Origin of the sequence: Variovorax sp. Root318D1 (assembly GCF_001424835.1) — a bacterium.
Classification (GTDB): domain Bacteria; phylum Pseudomonadota; class Gammaproteobacteria; order Burkholderiales; family Burkholderiaceae_C; genus Variovorax.
Genome location: NZ_LMCQ01000025.1, coordinates 256418 through 270725, shown reverse-complemented (window position 1 = coordinate 270725; position 14308 = coordinate 256418). Strand labels below are relative to the sequence as shown.

The 14308-nt window shown below is 67.9% G+C and carries 14 protein-coding genes and 1 tRNA gene; 8 read left to right on the top strand and 7 right to left on the bottom strand.

The genetic code is table 11. The annotated features are described in order from the left end of the window. Positions 1 to 33 precede the first annotated feature (33 nt). Both ASC78_RS28205 and ASC78_RS26380 read right to left on the bottom strand, forming a co-directional pair. The gene (locus ASC78_RS28205) at positions 34 to 1293 is read right to left on the bottom strand and encodes a hypothetical protein (RefSeq protein WP_235505223.1); all 1260 of its coding nucleotides are present in this window, start codon (positions 1291 to 1293) and stop codon (positions 34 to 36) included. After that, positions 1290 to 1958, bottom strand: a complete 669-nt coding sequence (locus ASC78_RS26380; protein WP_055808330.1) for a sigma-70 family RNA polymerase sigma factor — start codon at positions 1956 to 1958, stop codon at positions 1290 to 1292. The genes ASC78_RS28205 and ASC78_RS26380 overlap by 4 nt, the downstream gene beginning before the upstream one ends. Positions 1959 to 2104: 146 nt before the next feature. Between ASC78_RS26380 and ASC78_RS26375 the strand changes: the two genes are divergently transcribed. Further along, positions 2105 to 2181: transfer RNA gene (locus ASC78_RS26375), tRNA-Met, on the top strand. 249 nt (positions 2182 to 2430) lie between these two features. Here ASC78_RS26375 and alkB read toward each other — a convergent pair. Together alkB and ASC78_RS26365 are read right to left on the bottom strand one after the other, a co-directional pair. Further along, entirely contained in the window at positions 2431 to 3081 is a 651-nt protein-coding gene (gene alkB / locus ASC78_RS26370; protein ID WP_055808328.1) for a DNA oxidative demethylase AlkB, read from the bottom strand. Beyond that, positions 3078 to 4529 (bottom strand): aminotransferase-like domain-containing protein, encoded by a 1452-nt coding sequence (locus ASC78_RS26365; protein WP_055808326.1) that lies wholly within the window; start codon positions 4527 to 4529, stop codon positions 3078 to 3080. Before ASC78_RS26365 ends, alkB begins: the two co-directional genes overlap by 4 nt. Before the next feature lie 99 nt (positions 4530 to 4628). Between ASC78_RS26365 and ASC78_RS26360 the strand changes: the two genes are divergently transcribed. The 3 genes from ASC78_RS26360 to ASC78_RS26350 are packed head-to-tail and all read left to right on the top strand — an operon-like array spanning position 4629 to position 6836. Next, a complete protein-coding gene (locus tag ASC78_RS26360) occupies positions 4629 to 4817 on the top strand; it encodes a DUF2970 domain-containing protein (RefSeq protein WP_055808324.1) in 189 nt (62 codons plus the stop codon). Next, entirely contained in the window at positions 4814 to 5542 is a 729-nt protein-coding gene (locus ASC78_RS26355; protein WP_055808322.1) for a c-type cytochrome, read from the top strand. Before ASC78_RS26360 ends, ASC78_RS26355 begins: the two co-directional genes overlap by 4 nt. A 16-nt stretch (positions 5543 to 5558) precedes the next feature. Continuing rightward, a complete protein-coding gene (locus ASC78_RS26350; RefSeq protein ID WP_055808320.1) occupies positions 5559 to 6836 on the top strand; it encodes a cytochrome c in 1278 nt (425 codons plus the stop codon). Positions 6837 to 6924: 88 nt separating this feature from the next. Here the strand turns inward: ASC78_RS26350 and ASC78_RS26345 are convergent, their stop codons facing one another. The 3 genes from ASC78_RS26345 to ruvB all read right to left on the bottom strand — a co-directional run bounded on the left by ASC78_RS26345 (position 6925) and on the right by ruvB (position 9973). Further along, entirely contained in the window at positions 6925 to 7794 is an 870-nt protein-coding gene (locus ASC78_RS26345; RefSeq protein WP_055808318.1) for a UDP-2,3-diacylglucosamine diphosphatase, read from the bottom strand. A gap of 174 nt (positions 7795 to 7968) precedes the next feature. After that, the gene (gene dmeF / locus ASC78_RS26340) at positions 7969 to 8904 is read right to left on the bottom strand and encodes a CDF family Co(II)/Ni(II) efflux transporter DmeF (protein ID WP_055808487.1); all 936 of its coding nucleotides are present in this window, start codon (positions 8902 to 8904) and stop codon (positions 7969 to 7971) included. 4 nt (positions 8905 to 8908) lie between these two features. Then, positions 8909 to 9973, bottom strand: a complete 1065-nt coding sequence (ruvB, locus tag ASC78_RS26335) for a Holliday junction branch migration DNA helicase RuvB (RefSeq protein WP_055808316.1) — start codon at positions 9971 to 9973, stop codon at positions 8909 to 8911. An 84-nt stretch (positions 9974 to 10057) separates the two neighbouring features. On the opposite strand from ruvB, the gene ASC78_RS26330 reads away from it, so the two are divergent. Genes ASC78_RS26330 through ASC78_RS26315 form a run of 4 tightly spaced genes read left to right on the top strand, consistent with a single transcriptional unit; the run spans position 10058 to position 14270 of the window. Beyond that, positions 10058 to 10660, top strand: a complete 603-nt coding sequence (locus ASC78_RS26330; protein ID WP_055808314.1) for a CDP-alcohol phosphatidyltransferase family protein — start codon at positions 10058 to 10060, stop codon at positions 10658 to 10660. Positions 10661 to 10698: 38 nt separating this feature from the next. Further along, positions 10699 to 12468 (top strand): bifunctional alpha/beta hydrolase/class I SAM-dependent methyltransferase, encoded by a 1770-nt coding sequence (locus ASC78_RS26325; protein ID WP_055808312.1) that lies wholly within the window; start codon positions 10699 to 10701, stop codon positions 12466 to 12468. 19 nt (positions 12469 to 12487) lie between these two features. Continuing rightward, positions 12488 to 13834 (top strand): phosphatase PAP2/dual specificity phosphatase family protein, encoded by a 1347-nt coding sequence (locus ASC78_RS26320; protein ID WP_055808311.1) that lies wholly within the window; start codon positions 12488 to 12490, stop codon positions 13832 to 13834. After that, entirely contained in the window at positions 13827 to 14270 is a 444-nt protein-coding gene (locus tag ASC78_RS26315; protein ID WP_055808309.1) for a hypothetical protein, read from the top strand. The genes ASC78_RS26320 and ASC78_RS26315 overlap by 8 nt, the downstream gene beginning before the upstream one ends. The last annotated feature ends 38 nt before the right edge of the window (positions 14271 to 14308 follow it).

Here is a 14308-nt window from a genome sequence, read left to right as displayed (position 1 = left end):
ACTGAGAGCGGGCGCAGCGCGCCTGGCCGGGCGCTACTGGCGCGCGAGCACCGCCCGCAACGCGGCGAGGGTCGACGCCGGCGGCGTGCCGACCGATGCACCGCCACCCGCTCCCGCTTGTGGTGTCCAGCGCACCTGGTCGCCGGCGATCTCGAGCACCGCGAGCAGCGTGGCGCCGCGGTAAAGCTCCAGCCGCACCTCAACCGGCGCGGCCAGTTCGGCGCCCGGCGCCGTGGCCGAACGCGCGACCGTGTTCACCAGCGCGGCCAATCCCTCTGTATCGCCCCGTGCCTGGCGCACGCCCTGCCCTGCGCGCATCAGATTCAAGGAAGTCCACCGGTCCAGCGTGAAAAACGCCGATGCGTCGTCCGCGCTGGCCTTGGCCGCGGCGGACGCGGGTGCAGGCGCGCGGGCAGCGGGAGCCTGGCGCAAGGCGCCGGAAGCCTCGGTACTGGCGTTGGCGCTGGCACTGCGCTGAGCGGCTGACAGGGCCGGAGAAGCGCTGCTGTCGGCCGACTCGCGGGGCAACGGGGGAGCGGCTGGCGCCATGGCCGCAGCCGGCGGCGCGCCTGCGGCAACGGGGCTTCGCTGGCGGTTTTCCGATTCGCTTTCTTCGCGTCGCTCCTCGGTGCGTGGAAACGCGCGCGGCGCGGGTGCGGATTGCTCTGCCATCGGTGATGGCGATGGCTGCACTACCGAGGGAGCCGACGGAAGCGGAGGCGCAGCCGCAATGACCGGTGCAGGCGCGGCCGGCTTGTCGGAGGGCACTGGTGCCGGCGACGTTCGGCGCACCGACTCCTCTCTTCGCTGGGGCGACCCTCCGCTCGCCGCGTCTCGCGCCGCTTCGGTCGCAGGCTGCGCCGGAGTTGGAGACGGAGCCGGCTCTGGCGCAGGAGGAACAGAGGCCGGCGCCGGAGCGGTCGCGGCAGAAGGCGCGGAAGCAACCCCGGCTTCTCCGTCCAGCCGCGCATCGGGCACCGGCTCGCGATGCCAGAGCACGGCAACGAAAGTGGCCACGAGCACGGTGGCAAAGGCGGCATTCCACGGCATGCGGGCATGCGTTTCGCCGCCACCGAACAGCCGTCGCCACCAAGGCGCGGGCGCCACGGGCGGGGTCGCGGGCACGGTCGCGAGGTTGTGCGCCATCTTCCGGATCGCGTCACGGGTACGCGGGTCGGGCAGCGCATCGTGGTCCGGCGCATGATCCAGCGCGCGGCGCAACATGGGGTCGCGCAGCGCGCCGTCGTCGCCGTCGAATTCCGGGGGGTTGTTCTTGCCGCCGCCGTTGCTCATGCGCGCTGCTCCAGAACCGACAGGTAGCGTTCCATGCAGCCGCGCAGCTTCTGCAGCCCGTAGCGCAGCCGACTGCGTACGGTCTCGAAGCCGATCCCCAGGCTGGCCGCAAGCGCCTCGACGGTCAGCCCGTCTTCATGGTGCAGCAGGAAGGCGGCGCGCTGCTCGGCTGGCAATTCGTCGAGGCATGCCAGCAGGCGCCGGCCGGCGGCGCGCCAGAACGCAAGCTCTTCGGCCGAAGGATGCGCCGCGGCGTCGAGGGCCGCGCCGCGCACGCCGCGGTCGAGCGTGGGCACCGCGTCGTCGCCCTCGTCGGGATGCGCGTCGAGCGCCACTTCGCGCCCGCTGACTCGCAGCCGGTCCATGGCCAGGTTGTGCGCGATGGTGAAGGCCCAGGTACGCCACGCGGCGCCCTGGGGCGAGAAGCTGTCGCGCGCGGAAATGATGCGCAGCCAGGTGTCCTGGAACACCTCGTCGGCCTGCGCGGCCAGCCTGGCCCCCAGCAGCCGCTTGACGAAGCGGAACAGCCCGCCCTCATGGCGCGCGTAAAGCACGTCGAACGCCGCGCCGTCGCCCTGCGCGTAGGCCAGCATCAGCTGGTCGTCGGGCATGGCGTCACGCTCGGTGGCGGCTTTGGGTGAAGGGGCGCGGGGCAGCGCGGACATCGGCGGATTTTCACCCGTGCTTGTACGGTTGGCGGGTCGCTTCGGGGTTGAGCGTGGCAAAAAGACACCGCATGGGAGGTGTCGGGCTTGATTGGGGGCCCGCAGCCTGCGCTATAATCTTGGGCTCGGTGCAGTACTGCCCGAACGGCTCTTTAGCTCAGTCGGTTAGAGCGATGGAATCATAATCCACAGGTCCGCGGTTCGAGTCCGTGAAGAGCCACCAACATCATCAAAAAGCCTTGCGAGTCAATGACTTGCAAGGCTTTTTTGTTTTTTCGGCGCCCGGTTTTCCAGTCTCTGCCGCCCGATTTTTTGCGCCAAAAAGGCCGGTGCCCGTTCAGCAGGCAATGTGGTGCGAACCCGCGCCGTTGCTCGCTTTGGCGACCCGGGTCCTCAGACAACCCACAGAGTTGTGCACAGAAAAACGGGACAAGTCATCCGCTTGACGTGAGCGAAATGTAGGCCGCTCGACTCAACCTGCCTTGCGAAAGGTAAGGTTGATGCGTCGCCGGCCCAGCAGCGCATGCCGCCTGTCCGCGAGCGGCAACACGCCGTGATAACGCAGCCTGTCTGGGCCGCCCCACACCACGACATCGCCGTGCACCAGCGGAATGCGCGCGGCCTTGTCTCTGCGCGCGAGCCCACCGAAAAGAAAGGTGGCCGGCATGCCGAGCGATACCGAGACGATGGGCGCGCCGTAGTCGCGCTCGTCCTTGTCCTGATGCAGCGACAGGCGCGTGCCGGGCTCGTAGCGGTTGACCAGGCATGCATCGGGCTCGAACCCCTCGAACCCCGCTTCGGCAGCAGAAGCTTGTGCCAGACATTCGAACACCGCGGGCATCGGAGGCCACGGCCGACCCGTTTCGGGATCGAGCTGGCCGTAGCGATAGCCGCGCCGGTCCGAGATCCAGCCCAGGCGGCCACAGTTGGTCATCGCCACCGACATGGTGAGGCCGCCCGGGGTCACGAGGTGCCGGAAGGCGGCGCGCTGTTCGACCTCATGCAACGCGGGCAGAAGATCGTCCACGAAGGGCAGCGCAAAGCCACGCAGCACGAATGCACCAGGGCCGATCGCTTCGTTACCCCGCGGCAGTTCGGCATCGGAAAAAAGATCGAGCGTCACGCAACGATTTTCTCGCGCGCCGGGCCATCGGCGGCCGCCGCGGCCACCAGTCGCCCCAACGTCTGCATCGCCTTTTCGGCATGCCCGTCCCAGGCATGGCCGTAGTTCAGGCGCAGGCAATGCCCAAAGCCCCGCGTGGCCGAAAAGATCGGTCCCGGCGCCACGCTGATGCCGAGTTGCAGTGCCTGGGCGTGGATTTCGAGCGCATTCACATGCGCCGGCAACTCGACCCACAAGAAATACCCGCCCAACGGCCGCGTGGCGCGCGTGCCCGCCGGAAAGTAGTGCCCCACCGCCTGCGCGAAGTTCGCCTGCTGCACCGCCAGCGCCTGGCGCAGCTTGCGCAGGTGCTTGTCGAGGCCGCCCTTCTCCAGGTAGCCCGCCAGTGCCAGTTGCGCGGGCACCGAGGTGCTGAGCGTGGTGGTCAGCTTCAGCCGCGCCACGGCGCGCGTGAAGCGCCCGGCCGATGCCCATCCGATGCGGTAGCCGGGCGCCAGGCACTTCGAGAACGAGGAGCAATGCAGCACAAGCCCCTGCGTGTCGAAGGCCTTGGCGGGCGGCGGGCGCCGATCGCCGAAGTAGAGCTCGGCGTACACGTCGTCCTCGATCAGCGGCAGCGAATGGCGCGCCAGCAGTTCCACCAGCGCCTTCTTCTTCGCGTCGGGCATGAGGCTGCCAAGCGGGTTCTGGAAGGTGGTCATCAGCCAGCAGGCCTTGGGCCGATGGGCGGCGATGGCGAGTTCCAGCGCCCCCAGGTCGATGCCTTCGCCGGGATGCGTCGGCACCTCGATCGCGCGCAGGCCCATGCGCTCCAGCGCCTGCAAGGCCGCGTAGAAGGTGGGCGACTCGACGATCACCGAATCACCCGGGCGCGTGACCGCCGCGAGGCACAGGTTGAGCGCCTCCATCGCGCCGTTGGTGATGACGATTTCATCGGCCGGCACCTGCATGCCGTCGCCCAGGTAGCGCAGCGCGATCTGCCGGCGCAGTGCCGCGCTGCCGGGCGTGAGGTCGTCCACGGTGCTCCACGGGTCGAGCGACTTGGCGCTAGCGGCCATGAACTGGCCCAGCCGCGCAAGCGGAAACAGCAGCGGGCTCGGAAAGGCCGAGCCGAAGGGCACCACCTTGCGCGACATGCTGGCCTCGAGGATGCCGAACACGTGGTCGCTCACGTCGAGAGACTTGGGCCCCTCCGCCGGGCGCGAGACGATGTTGGCCTCGGGCGGCGCATCGCGCAGCGCGCCGCCCGTGACGTAGTAGCCCGAGCGGTCCCGCGCGCGCACCAGGCCACGGGCTTCCAGCAGGTAGTAGGCCTGGAACACCGTGGATGGACTCACGCCCCGGGTCTCGCCGGTATGCCGCACTGACGGCAAGCGGTCGCCCGGCTTCAGCGTACCGTGGCGGATCGACGCCTCGATGTCGGCGGCCAAGGCTTCGTAGCGCTTCATTTCAGGACGTACCTCATTCGGGGGAGACTTTATCTGCTCCGATGATTCGGCTCGGATCTGCATCTGTTTTTTCCAGGCCGGTTGCGGCACAGTCGGTACATGTCCAATTTCTTGCGCGCACTGCGGGCTGTTCTCTGGAGTTTCATCGGGCTTGGCGGCCGCCGCGCGGATGCCGACCGGCGCACCGAACAAGTCGGCGTGCTGCCGCTGATGGGCGTCGCGCTGGCCGTGGTGCTGCTGCTCATTGCGGGGCTGCTGGCACTCGCGCATTTCGCGGCCGGCACATGAGGAAGGCCGTCCACCGAATCGCAGGCATCGCGCTGCTCCTGCTGCTCGGCCACGGGATCGCTGCCATCGCGGCGACGCCACCTTCGCCTGCCCCGCCCTCCGGCAACGACATCGAACGGCGCGTGGCCGCCTGCATCGCCTGCCACGGGCGCGAAGGCGCGACCACCAATGCGGGCTACTTTCCGCGCCTGTCCGGCAAGCCCGCGGGCTACCTGTTCAACCAGCTGCGGAGCTTTCGCGACGGACGGCGCTTCAATGCCGACATGACCTACATGGTGCAGCACCTCTCCGATGCCTACCTGATGGAAATGGCCGAGTACTTCGCGGGCCTGGACCTGCCCTATCCGCCCGTCTCGCCCGTGAGCGACGCACCGCCCGCGCAGCTGGCGCGCGGCCGCCAGCTGGCGCTCGAAGGCGATGCCACGCGACGCATTCCGGCCTGCGTGCAATGCCACGGCGCCGCGCTCACCGGTGTGCAGCCGGCGATTCCGGGCCTGCTCGGCCTGCCCCGGCTCTACGTGTCTTCGCAACTCGGCGCCTGGCTCACCAGCGAGCGGCATGCACTCGCCCCCGACTGCATGGCAGACATCGGGCGCCGCATGACCACGGCCGACATCAATGCCGTGGCCAGCTGGCTCGCGGTGCAGCCCATGCCGGCCGACCCGAAGCCCGCCGCGTCCCTGCCCGCACCGCTGCCGATGTCGTGCGGCGGCATGCCGAAGTGAGACGACGATGAGGAAGATGCGATACCTCGGCTGGACGCTGCTTGCATTGGTCCTTTTGCTCAGCGCTGCGGTGGCGGGGATCGTCGCGCTCAACCTGCGCGGCGAAGACCCGCTGCCGGCGCAGGCCGAAGCCTTCGACGCCAAGCCCCAGTTGGTCGAACGCGGGCGCTACCTCGCGCTGGCCGGCAATTGCGCCGGCTGCCACACCACGCGCGGCGGCCAGCCCTATGCGGGAGGATTGCCGATCGAGACGCCCTTCGGCACCGTCTATTCGAGCAACCTCACGCCAGATGCCAAAGCCGGCATCGGCAGCTGGAGCAGTGCGCATTTCTGGCGCGCAATGCACAACGGCCGCAGCAAGGATGGCCGCCTGCTCTACCCCGCGTTCCCGTATCCGAATTTCACGCAGGTGACGCGCGAAGACTCCGATGCCATCTACGCCTACTTGCGCAGCGTGCCGGCTGCGCCGGTGCCCAACCTCGCGCACCGGCTGCGTTTTCCCTACGACACGCAGGCCGCGCTGGCGGTGTGGCGGGCCCTTTCTTTCAAGCCCGAGGCTTTCGTGGCCAATGCGGGCAAGCCGGCCGAATGGAATCGCGGCGCCTACCTGGTCGGCGGACTGGGCCACTGCATCGCCTGCCACGGCAGCCGCGATTCACTGGGCGCCACGCAGGCTAACCTGGGCCTCTCGGGCGGGCTGATCGCGGTGCAGAACTGGTACGCGCCATCGCTCGCCGATCCGCACGAGGCCGGCGTGTCCAACTGGCCCACCGCGGAAGTGGTCGCACTGCTCAAGACCGGCGTCGCGCCGCGCGGCTCGGTCATGGGGCCTATGGCCGAAGTCGTGTTTCGCAGCACGCAGTACCTGAACGATGCCGACCTGGCCGCAATGGCCAGCTATCTGAAAGATCTGCCCGGCGTGCCGGCGCAACCCGCGGCACGCACAGCCACTCCGGCAGCGCGCCGCGATGCCGGCACCATGGCCCGCGGCCAGAAGATCTACGACCAGCGCTGCGCCTATTGCCACGGGGACCAGGGCCAGGGCGAGCCGGGCGCCTTTCCTCCACTGGCGGGCAACCGCGCCGTGAACATGGCGCAGACCGCGAACCTGACCCAGGTGATTGCGCACGGCGGGTACCTGCCCTCCACCCAAGGCAATCCGCGCCCCTACGGCATGCCGCCCTTCGGGCAGGCGCTCGACGCGGCCGACGTAGCCGCGGTGCTCACCTTCATTCGCGGCTCATGGGGCAACGACAGCCCACCCGTGACCTTGCTCGACACGACACGTCGGTGATCGGCGGATCACCACCGCGAAATTGCGACAGGGGAAGTCCGGCGCGTTTCATGGCCCAGGCGCCTTGGCGCCGCAGCGCCTCGTCCGCTCAGGCGGCGACGGGTTCGCGCGGCGCACCCGTCTTCGCCGGCACCGGCATGTGCTGCGCCCAGTCGATGATCTCCAGTGTGCCGTCGGCATGCTCGGCCAGCGCCGTGAGGCTTTCGACCCAGTCGCCGTCGTTGCAATAGAGGATGCCGTCGATGTCGCGCATTTCGGCATGGTGGATATGGCCGCAGACCACGCCCTGCACGCCGCGCTTGCGGGCTTCGCGCGCGACGGCGTTCTCGAAATCGCCCACGTAGCTCACGGCGCGCTTGACCTTGCCCTTGAGGTACTTGGAAAGCGACCAGTACGGCAACCCCATGCGCGCGCGCAGCGAGTTGAGATGGCGGTTGAGCTTGAGCGTGAATTCGTAGAGCGAATCGCCCACGTGCGCGAGCCACTTGGCGCACTGGATCACGCCGTCGAACAGGTCGCCGTGAATGATCCAGAACTTGCGGCCGTCGGCGGTCTCGTGGATCCATTCCTCGGCCACGTCGATGCCGCCGAAGTTGTGATGCAGGTACTTGCGCGCAAACTCATCGTGGTTGCCCGGGATGAAGATCACGCGGGTGCCCTTGCGCGCCTTGCGCAGCAGCTTCTGGATCACGTCGTTGTGCGCCTGCGGCCAATACCAGTGGCGCTTGAGCTGCCAGCCGTCGATGATGTCGCCAACCAGGAACAGGGTCTCGCACTCGGTGTGCTTCAGAAAGTCGAGCAGCGCGCGGGCCTGGCAGCCGGGCGTGCCCAGGTGCAAGTCGGAGATCCAGAGGGTGCGAAAGCGCAGCGGCGGCCGCGCAAGATCGTCGTCCTCAGGCTCGGGAGCCCGGATCGCGGTGTCGCGCCATGCGCGGAGGAAAGCATCGTCGCGTTGCATGGACGGGTAGGCTCCCACCAACGCGTGACGGCGCGATGGCGTTCCCGTGACACTCCGGTGACGCAGAAGGCCGCGGAGCAGGCCATGCCAGCGCACCCGCGGAACCGGCTTTGCCGGGCCGCTGGGTGCGCCCCCCAGTGGGGGGAGGCGCCGAAGGCGCTTCGGGGGGCGTCCTCAACAACGTTGAATTTCCACCGTCGAGTGGCGGATTTCCTCGTGCATCGAGAAGCAGGCACGCACCTCGTCGGCCGAAAGCGTGGGGGAATGCGTCACCACGGTGAGCGCACAGGCATAGGCCTCTCGGCCCACGCGCCACACATGCAGGTCGACCACGCGCGTTTCCGAATCGGCCAGCGTGGTCTCCACGCCTTCGCGGATTTCGGCTGTAACGGGATGGTCCATCTCGCGGTCGAGCAGCACCTTGCCAGTTTCCTTCAGCAGCCCCTTGGCCCACACCGACACCAGCACCGCGCCGACGATGCCCATGGCCGGGTCGAGCCAGGCCCAGCCGAAGAACCAGCCGCCGAGAAGCGCCGCGATGGCGAGCACCGAGGTGGCGGCATCGGCCACCACGTGCAGATAGGCGGAGCGAAGGTTCAGGTCGTGGCCGTGCGCATGGCCGTGATCGCCGTGATGGTGCGCATGCCCGTGACGGTGCGCCGACCCCAGCAGCCGCGCGCAGACCAGGTTGACGATCAACCCGAGCACGGCCACAGCCACGGCTTCGCGGTAGTGGATCGCCGAGGGCGAGAGAAGCCGCTCGATAGAGCCCACCACCATCAACGCCGCAACGCCGAGCAGCATCAGCGCGCTCGCAAAGCCGGCCAGCACCTCGATCTTCCAGGTGCCGAACGCGAACCGCGGATCGCGCGCGTAGCGCCTTGCCGCCGAATAGGCAAAAGCGCTCAGGCCGATGGCCAGCGCGTGCGAACTCATGTGCCAGCCGTCGGCCAGCAGCGCCATCGAGTTGAACCACCAGCCGGCGCCGATCTCGATCACCATCGCGGCGACGGTGATCCACATCACGAGTCGGGTGCTGCGCTCGGCCGATTCGTTGCCTGCGCCAAAGTGGTGGTCGTGCTGCCAGGCACTCAGATCATGCGTGTGCATGGTTTCAAGCTCCAAAAAGGTCTTGCCCGTCCGAGCGGCTCGAAGGCGGCGTCACGCCGAGGTGGCGGTAGGCCGCCAGGGTCGCGATGCGTCCGCGCGGAGTGCGCTGCAGGTAGCCCTGCTGGATCAGGTAGGGCTCGATCACGTCCTCGATGGTGCCCGGCTCCTCGCCGATGCTGGCCGCCACGTTGTCCAGCCCCACGGGGCCGCCGTCGAAGCGGTGGATCACGGCCTCCAGCAGCTTGCGGTCCATCAGGTCGAAGCCCTGCGGATCGACGTCGAGCATGGCAAGCGCCTTGTGGGCGATCTCTTCGGTGATGCGGCCGTTGCCCTTCACCTCGGCGTAGTCGCGCACGCGGCGCAGCAGGCGGTTGGCGATGCGGGGCGTGCCGCGCGAACGGCGCGCGATCTCGAAGCCGCCGGCAGTGTCGGTTTCCACCTTGAGCAAGCCGGCGCTGCGCCGCACGATGAGCGCGAGTTCTTCAGGCGTGTAGAACTCCAGCCGCGCCACGATGCCGAAGCGGTCGCGCAGCGGGTTCGTGAGCATGCCGGCGCGGGTGGTGGCGCCCACAAGCGTGAATGGCTGCAAATCGAGCTTGATGCTGCGCGCCGCGGGACCTTCCCCGATCATGATGTCGATCTGGTAGTCCTCCAGCGCGGGATAGAGGATTTCCTCGACCACCGGGCTCAGGCGGTGGATCTCGTCGATGAAGAGCACGTCGTTCGGCTCGAGGTTGGTCAAAAGCGCCGCCAGGTCCTTGGGCTTCTCGAGCACCGGCCCGGAGGTCTGGCGCAGGTTCACGCCCAGCTCGGCCGCGATGATGTGCGACAGCGTGGTCTTGCCGAGGCCGGGCGGCCCAAAGAGCAGCACATGGTCGAGCGCTTCCTTGCGCTTGCGCGCCGCGCCGATGAATATCTCGAGTTGCTCGCGCACCTTGGCCTGCCCGACGTATTCATCGAGCAGCTTGGGGCGCAATGCCCGCTCGATGGCCTCTTCCTGGGGCGAAGCGGGGGCCGCGGACACCACGCGTGGGGGAGCGGGTGCGAAGTCGTCAGTCTGAATGGTCATGGGAGAGGGTTTTGCGTCTGTGAGTTTAGTACCTGCTCACTGGCAGAATGCTTCGGCCATATAACAAACGAGGGGAAGTCAAGGGTGTCGATCTACGAACTGAAGCCTCGCTTCCAGGGGTTGCTGAGGCCACTCGTGGGCCGCCTGCATGCAATGGGCATCACCGCCAACCAAGTGACCCTGGCCGCGTGCGTGGTGTCCGTCGCGCTCGGGCTCTGGCTCTTTTTCGCCGCTCCCTCGCTGGCGGCCTTCGGGCTCATACCGGCCTGGATGTTCGTGCGCATGGCTTTCAATGCCATCGACGGCATGCTGGCGCGCGAGCACGGGCAACAAAGCAAGCTCGGCGCTTTCCTCAACGAACTGACCGACGTTGTCTCCGACGCCGCGCTGTACCTGCCGTTCGCGCTGGTGCAGCCGTTCAGCCCGTTCTGGGTCGGCACGGTGATCGTGCTCGCAGGCCTGAGCGAATTTGCCGGTGCGCTGGGTCCTACGGTGGGCGCCTCGCGCCGGTACGACGGTCCCCTTGGCAAGAGCGACCGCGCCTTCGTTTTCGGCGCGCTCGGCCTGTATGTGGCGCTGGGCTGGCCGCTGCCGGGCTGGTCGGCGTGGCTGGTGCCCCTTCTTGCCGTGCTCGTGGCGTGGACGGTGGTCAACCGCATCCGGCGCGCGCTGGCCGAAGCCGCATAAACCTAGACAACGAACAAAACAATAGCGACAGGGATCCGATGACCGATACAAAAACCAACCCACGCATTCCGCAAGAGCGTCAGTTCCGTACGCACGACGGCGAATCGCTCTTCTACCGGCATTGGCCGGCCACGGGCGAAGCGCGCCGCGGCGCGATCGTGCTCTTCCACCGCGGCCACGAGCACGGTGCGCGCATGGCGCACCTGGTCGACGAGCTCGATTTGCCCGACTTCGACTTCTTCGCCTGGGACGCGCGCGGCCACGGCCGCTCGCCGGGCCAGCGCGGCTACAGCCCGAGCTTTGCGACCTCCGTGCGCGACGTGCAGACCTTCGTCCAGCACATCGGCAGCGCGCATGGCGTGGCGGAGCACGACATCCACGTGATTGCGCAAAGCGTGGGAGCGGTGCTGGTCTCCACCTGGGCGCACGACTACGCGCCCAAGGTGCGCGGGCTCACGCTGGCCTCGCCCGCCTTCAAGGTCAAGCTCTACGTGCCTTTCGCGCGCGCCGGGCTTGGCCTGATGCACAAGCTGCGCGGCCTGTTCTTCGTCAATAGCTATGTGAAAGCGAAGTTCCTCACGCACGACCCGGAGCGCATTGCGAGCTACGAGAGCGATCCGCTGATCTCGCGCCCCATCGCCGTCAACATCTTGCTCGGTCTCTACGAAGCCGCCGACCGCGTGGTGGCCGATGCCAATGCCATCACCTTGCCGGTGCAGCTGCTGATCTCGGGTGCAGACTGGGTGGTGCACCATAAGCCGCAGCACCAGTTCTTCGAGCGGCTGGGCAGCGCCATCAAGACCAAGATGGAGCTGCCGGGCTTCTTCCACGACACGCTGGGCGAGAAGGACCGCGCACCGGCGGTGCAAGCGATCCGCGAGTTCATTCTTCAGCTGTTCGACCAGCCGCCCGCGCCGGTCGACCTGCGTGCGGCGCACCTCACCGGCAACACCGCCGACGAGTCTCGCGCGCTGGCGGAGCCGCTGGCGCCCCTCTCGGCGCGCGGCGCCTACTGGGCCATGACGCGCACGGGCCTGCGCATCGGCGGCAAGCTGTCGAGCGGCGTCGCGCTGGGCCACGCCACCGGCTTCGACTCGGGCAGCACGCTCGACTATGTCTACCGCAACCACCCGCAGGGCAAGGGGCCGCTGGGACGCTCCATCGACAACACCTACCTGAACTCGATCGGCTGGCGCGGCATCCGGCAGCGCAAGGTCCACGTCGAGGAGCTGATCCGCATTGCGATGGAGCGGCTGGCCGAGATGCACCGCGAGGTGCGCGTGATGGACATCGCGGCCGGCCATGGCCGCTACGTGCTCGACGCAGTGGCTGCGAGCCCCGTGAAGGCCAGCTCGATCCTGCTGCGCGACTACAGCGACATCAACGTGCGCGACGGCCGCGCGCTCATTGTCGAAAAGGGCCTGGAAGACGTGGCGCAATTCGTGCAGGCCGACGCCTTCGACCGCATCAGCCTGGCCACCGTGACGCCGCGCCCCACGCTGGCCGTGGTGTCGGGCCTCTACGAGCTGTTCCCCGACAACGAAATGGTGCGGCGTTCGCTCGCGGGCGTGGGCGACGCGGTGGAAGACCGCGGTTACCTGGTCTACACCGGCCAGCCCTGGCACCCGCAACTCGAGATGATTGCGCGCGCGCTCACCAGCCACCGCCAGGGCGAAGCCTGGGTGATGCGCCGCCGCACGCAGGCCGAGATGGACCAGCTGGTGGAGGAAGCGGGCTTCCGCAAGATCGACCAGCGCGTCGACGAGTGGGGCATCTTCACCGTCTCGCTCGCGGTGCGGGTGGCATGACCTCGGGGCTTGGCGCGAAATGAAGCAGTGGCTGACGCAGCGCCCCTGGAAGCGGGCTGCCGCGTGGCTGGTGTTCCTGGGGCCGCTCTTCTATGCAACATACGGCCTTGCCAACTGGTGGGCAACCACGCGCGCTCAAGTGCCATCGATGGACTTCGAATGGGAGCGGCAGCTGCCCTTCTGGGCCTGGACCATCTTTCCGTACTGGACCATCAACGTCTTCTACGCGCTCTCGCTCTTCCTTGCGCACAGCAAGCACACGCTCGACCGGCATGCACTGCGGCTGGTGAGCGCGACGCTCATCGCCTGCACCTGCTTCGTCATTTGGCCGCTGCATTTCAGCTTCGGGCAGCCGGCGGTCGAAGGCGCGCCGGCGTTCCTCTTCAATGCGCTGCGCGGCTTCGACCAACCCTACAACCAGGCGCCTTCGCTGCACATTGCGCTGGCGGTCATTCTGTGGGACTGGTACCGCCAATTCCTGCGCGCCACATGGGCAAGGGTGGTGCTGCATGTGTGGGCGTTTGCCATCTGCGCGTCGGTGCTCACGACCTGGCAGCACCACTTCATCGACATTCCAACTGGTGCGCTGCTCGGCCTGTTCTGTGTCTGGCTGTGGCCGCTCGCGCGTACGGTTTCGATGCCGCGCGCCTGGCAATGCACGCGCGACGCGCAGCGCTGGAAACTCGCGGGCTTCTATTCCGTCGGTGCGGCCCTGTTCCTTGCCGTCGCGCTCTACGGCGGCGGTGTGCTGCTGTGGCTGGCGTGGCCGGCGGCCTCGCTGGCTCTGGTGGCGCTCAACTACGCCGGCTTCGGCGCCCGCGGTTTCCAGATGAACGGCCGCGGCCGCATGGGCTGGGCGGCGCGCTGGCTCCTTGCGCCCTATCGGCTCGGCGCGGCAGTCAACGCATGGCTCTGGACGCGCAAGCTGCCGGCTTCGGTCGAGGTGGTGCCGGGCCTGCGTCTGGGACGCTTGCCGACGAAGGCGGAATGGATTGCCGCCGGCAAGCCCCGGCTCGTGAGCCTGTGCGCCGAGCTACAGATACCCGCAGGTGTGCCGCATGCGCGCTGCGTGCCGATACTGGACCTGACCGTGCCGCCGACGGTGCGGCTGCAACGCGCTGCGGCAGTCATCGAAGGCCAGCGCCTCAAGGCCGACGGCGCGCCAGTATGGGTTTGTTGCGCACTGGGTTTTTCGCGGAGTGCGGCTGCAACGATCGCATGGCTGGGTCGCTACGGATCGGCGGGCGGTCTGGTGCAGGCCGAAAGCGCGGTGCGCCACGCGCGTCCGCAGATCGTGCTGCGACGCGAATGGATGACATCGTTGGAACCCCTGAGCGCGGCGCCGGAGGTACCGCCCCATGACTGACAACGAACGCGCCACCTGTGCGGCGCTGGCCGGACTGCTGCGTGCCTTCATGGTGCTTGCCATCTGGGGCTTTGCGCTCATGTGCGTCTCGGCACTGGTGCTCGCCCTGACACTGCGCTCGCTCTCGGTCACGGCTGCCATGGGCTTCGGTGCGGTCGTGGTCCTCGGCCTGCTCGAACGATATTTCGCCTTCCGGCTGCGGCTGGACGAGGCGTTGTTCGCCGATCTCGGACGCCGCGCCATCGCATCGCTGGACACGCTCGACCATGCGCTTTCATCCCTTGGATTGCGCGAGACGCAGTCAAGGCAACAACCCACCCGATCGCTCGACGAACGCGTGCAGGGCACCCGCCAGCTCATGCAGCGCCACGCCATCGTGGTCGCCTGCCAGAGCGCCATGTTTCTCCTCGCCTTGATGACACAGGACCTCTCTTGACCGAAGAAAGCAACAACCAGAACGGCGACAAACCGGAA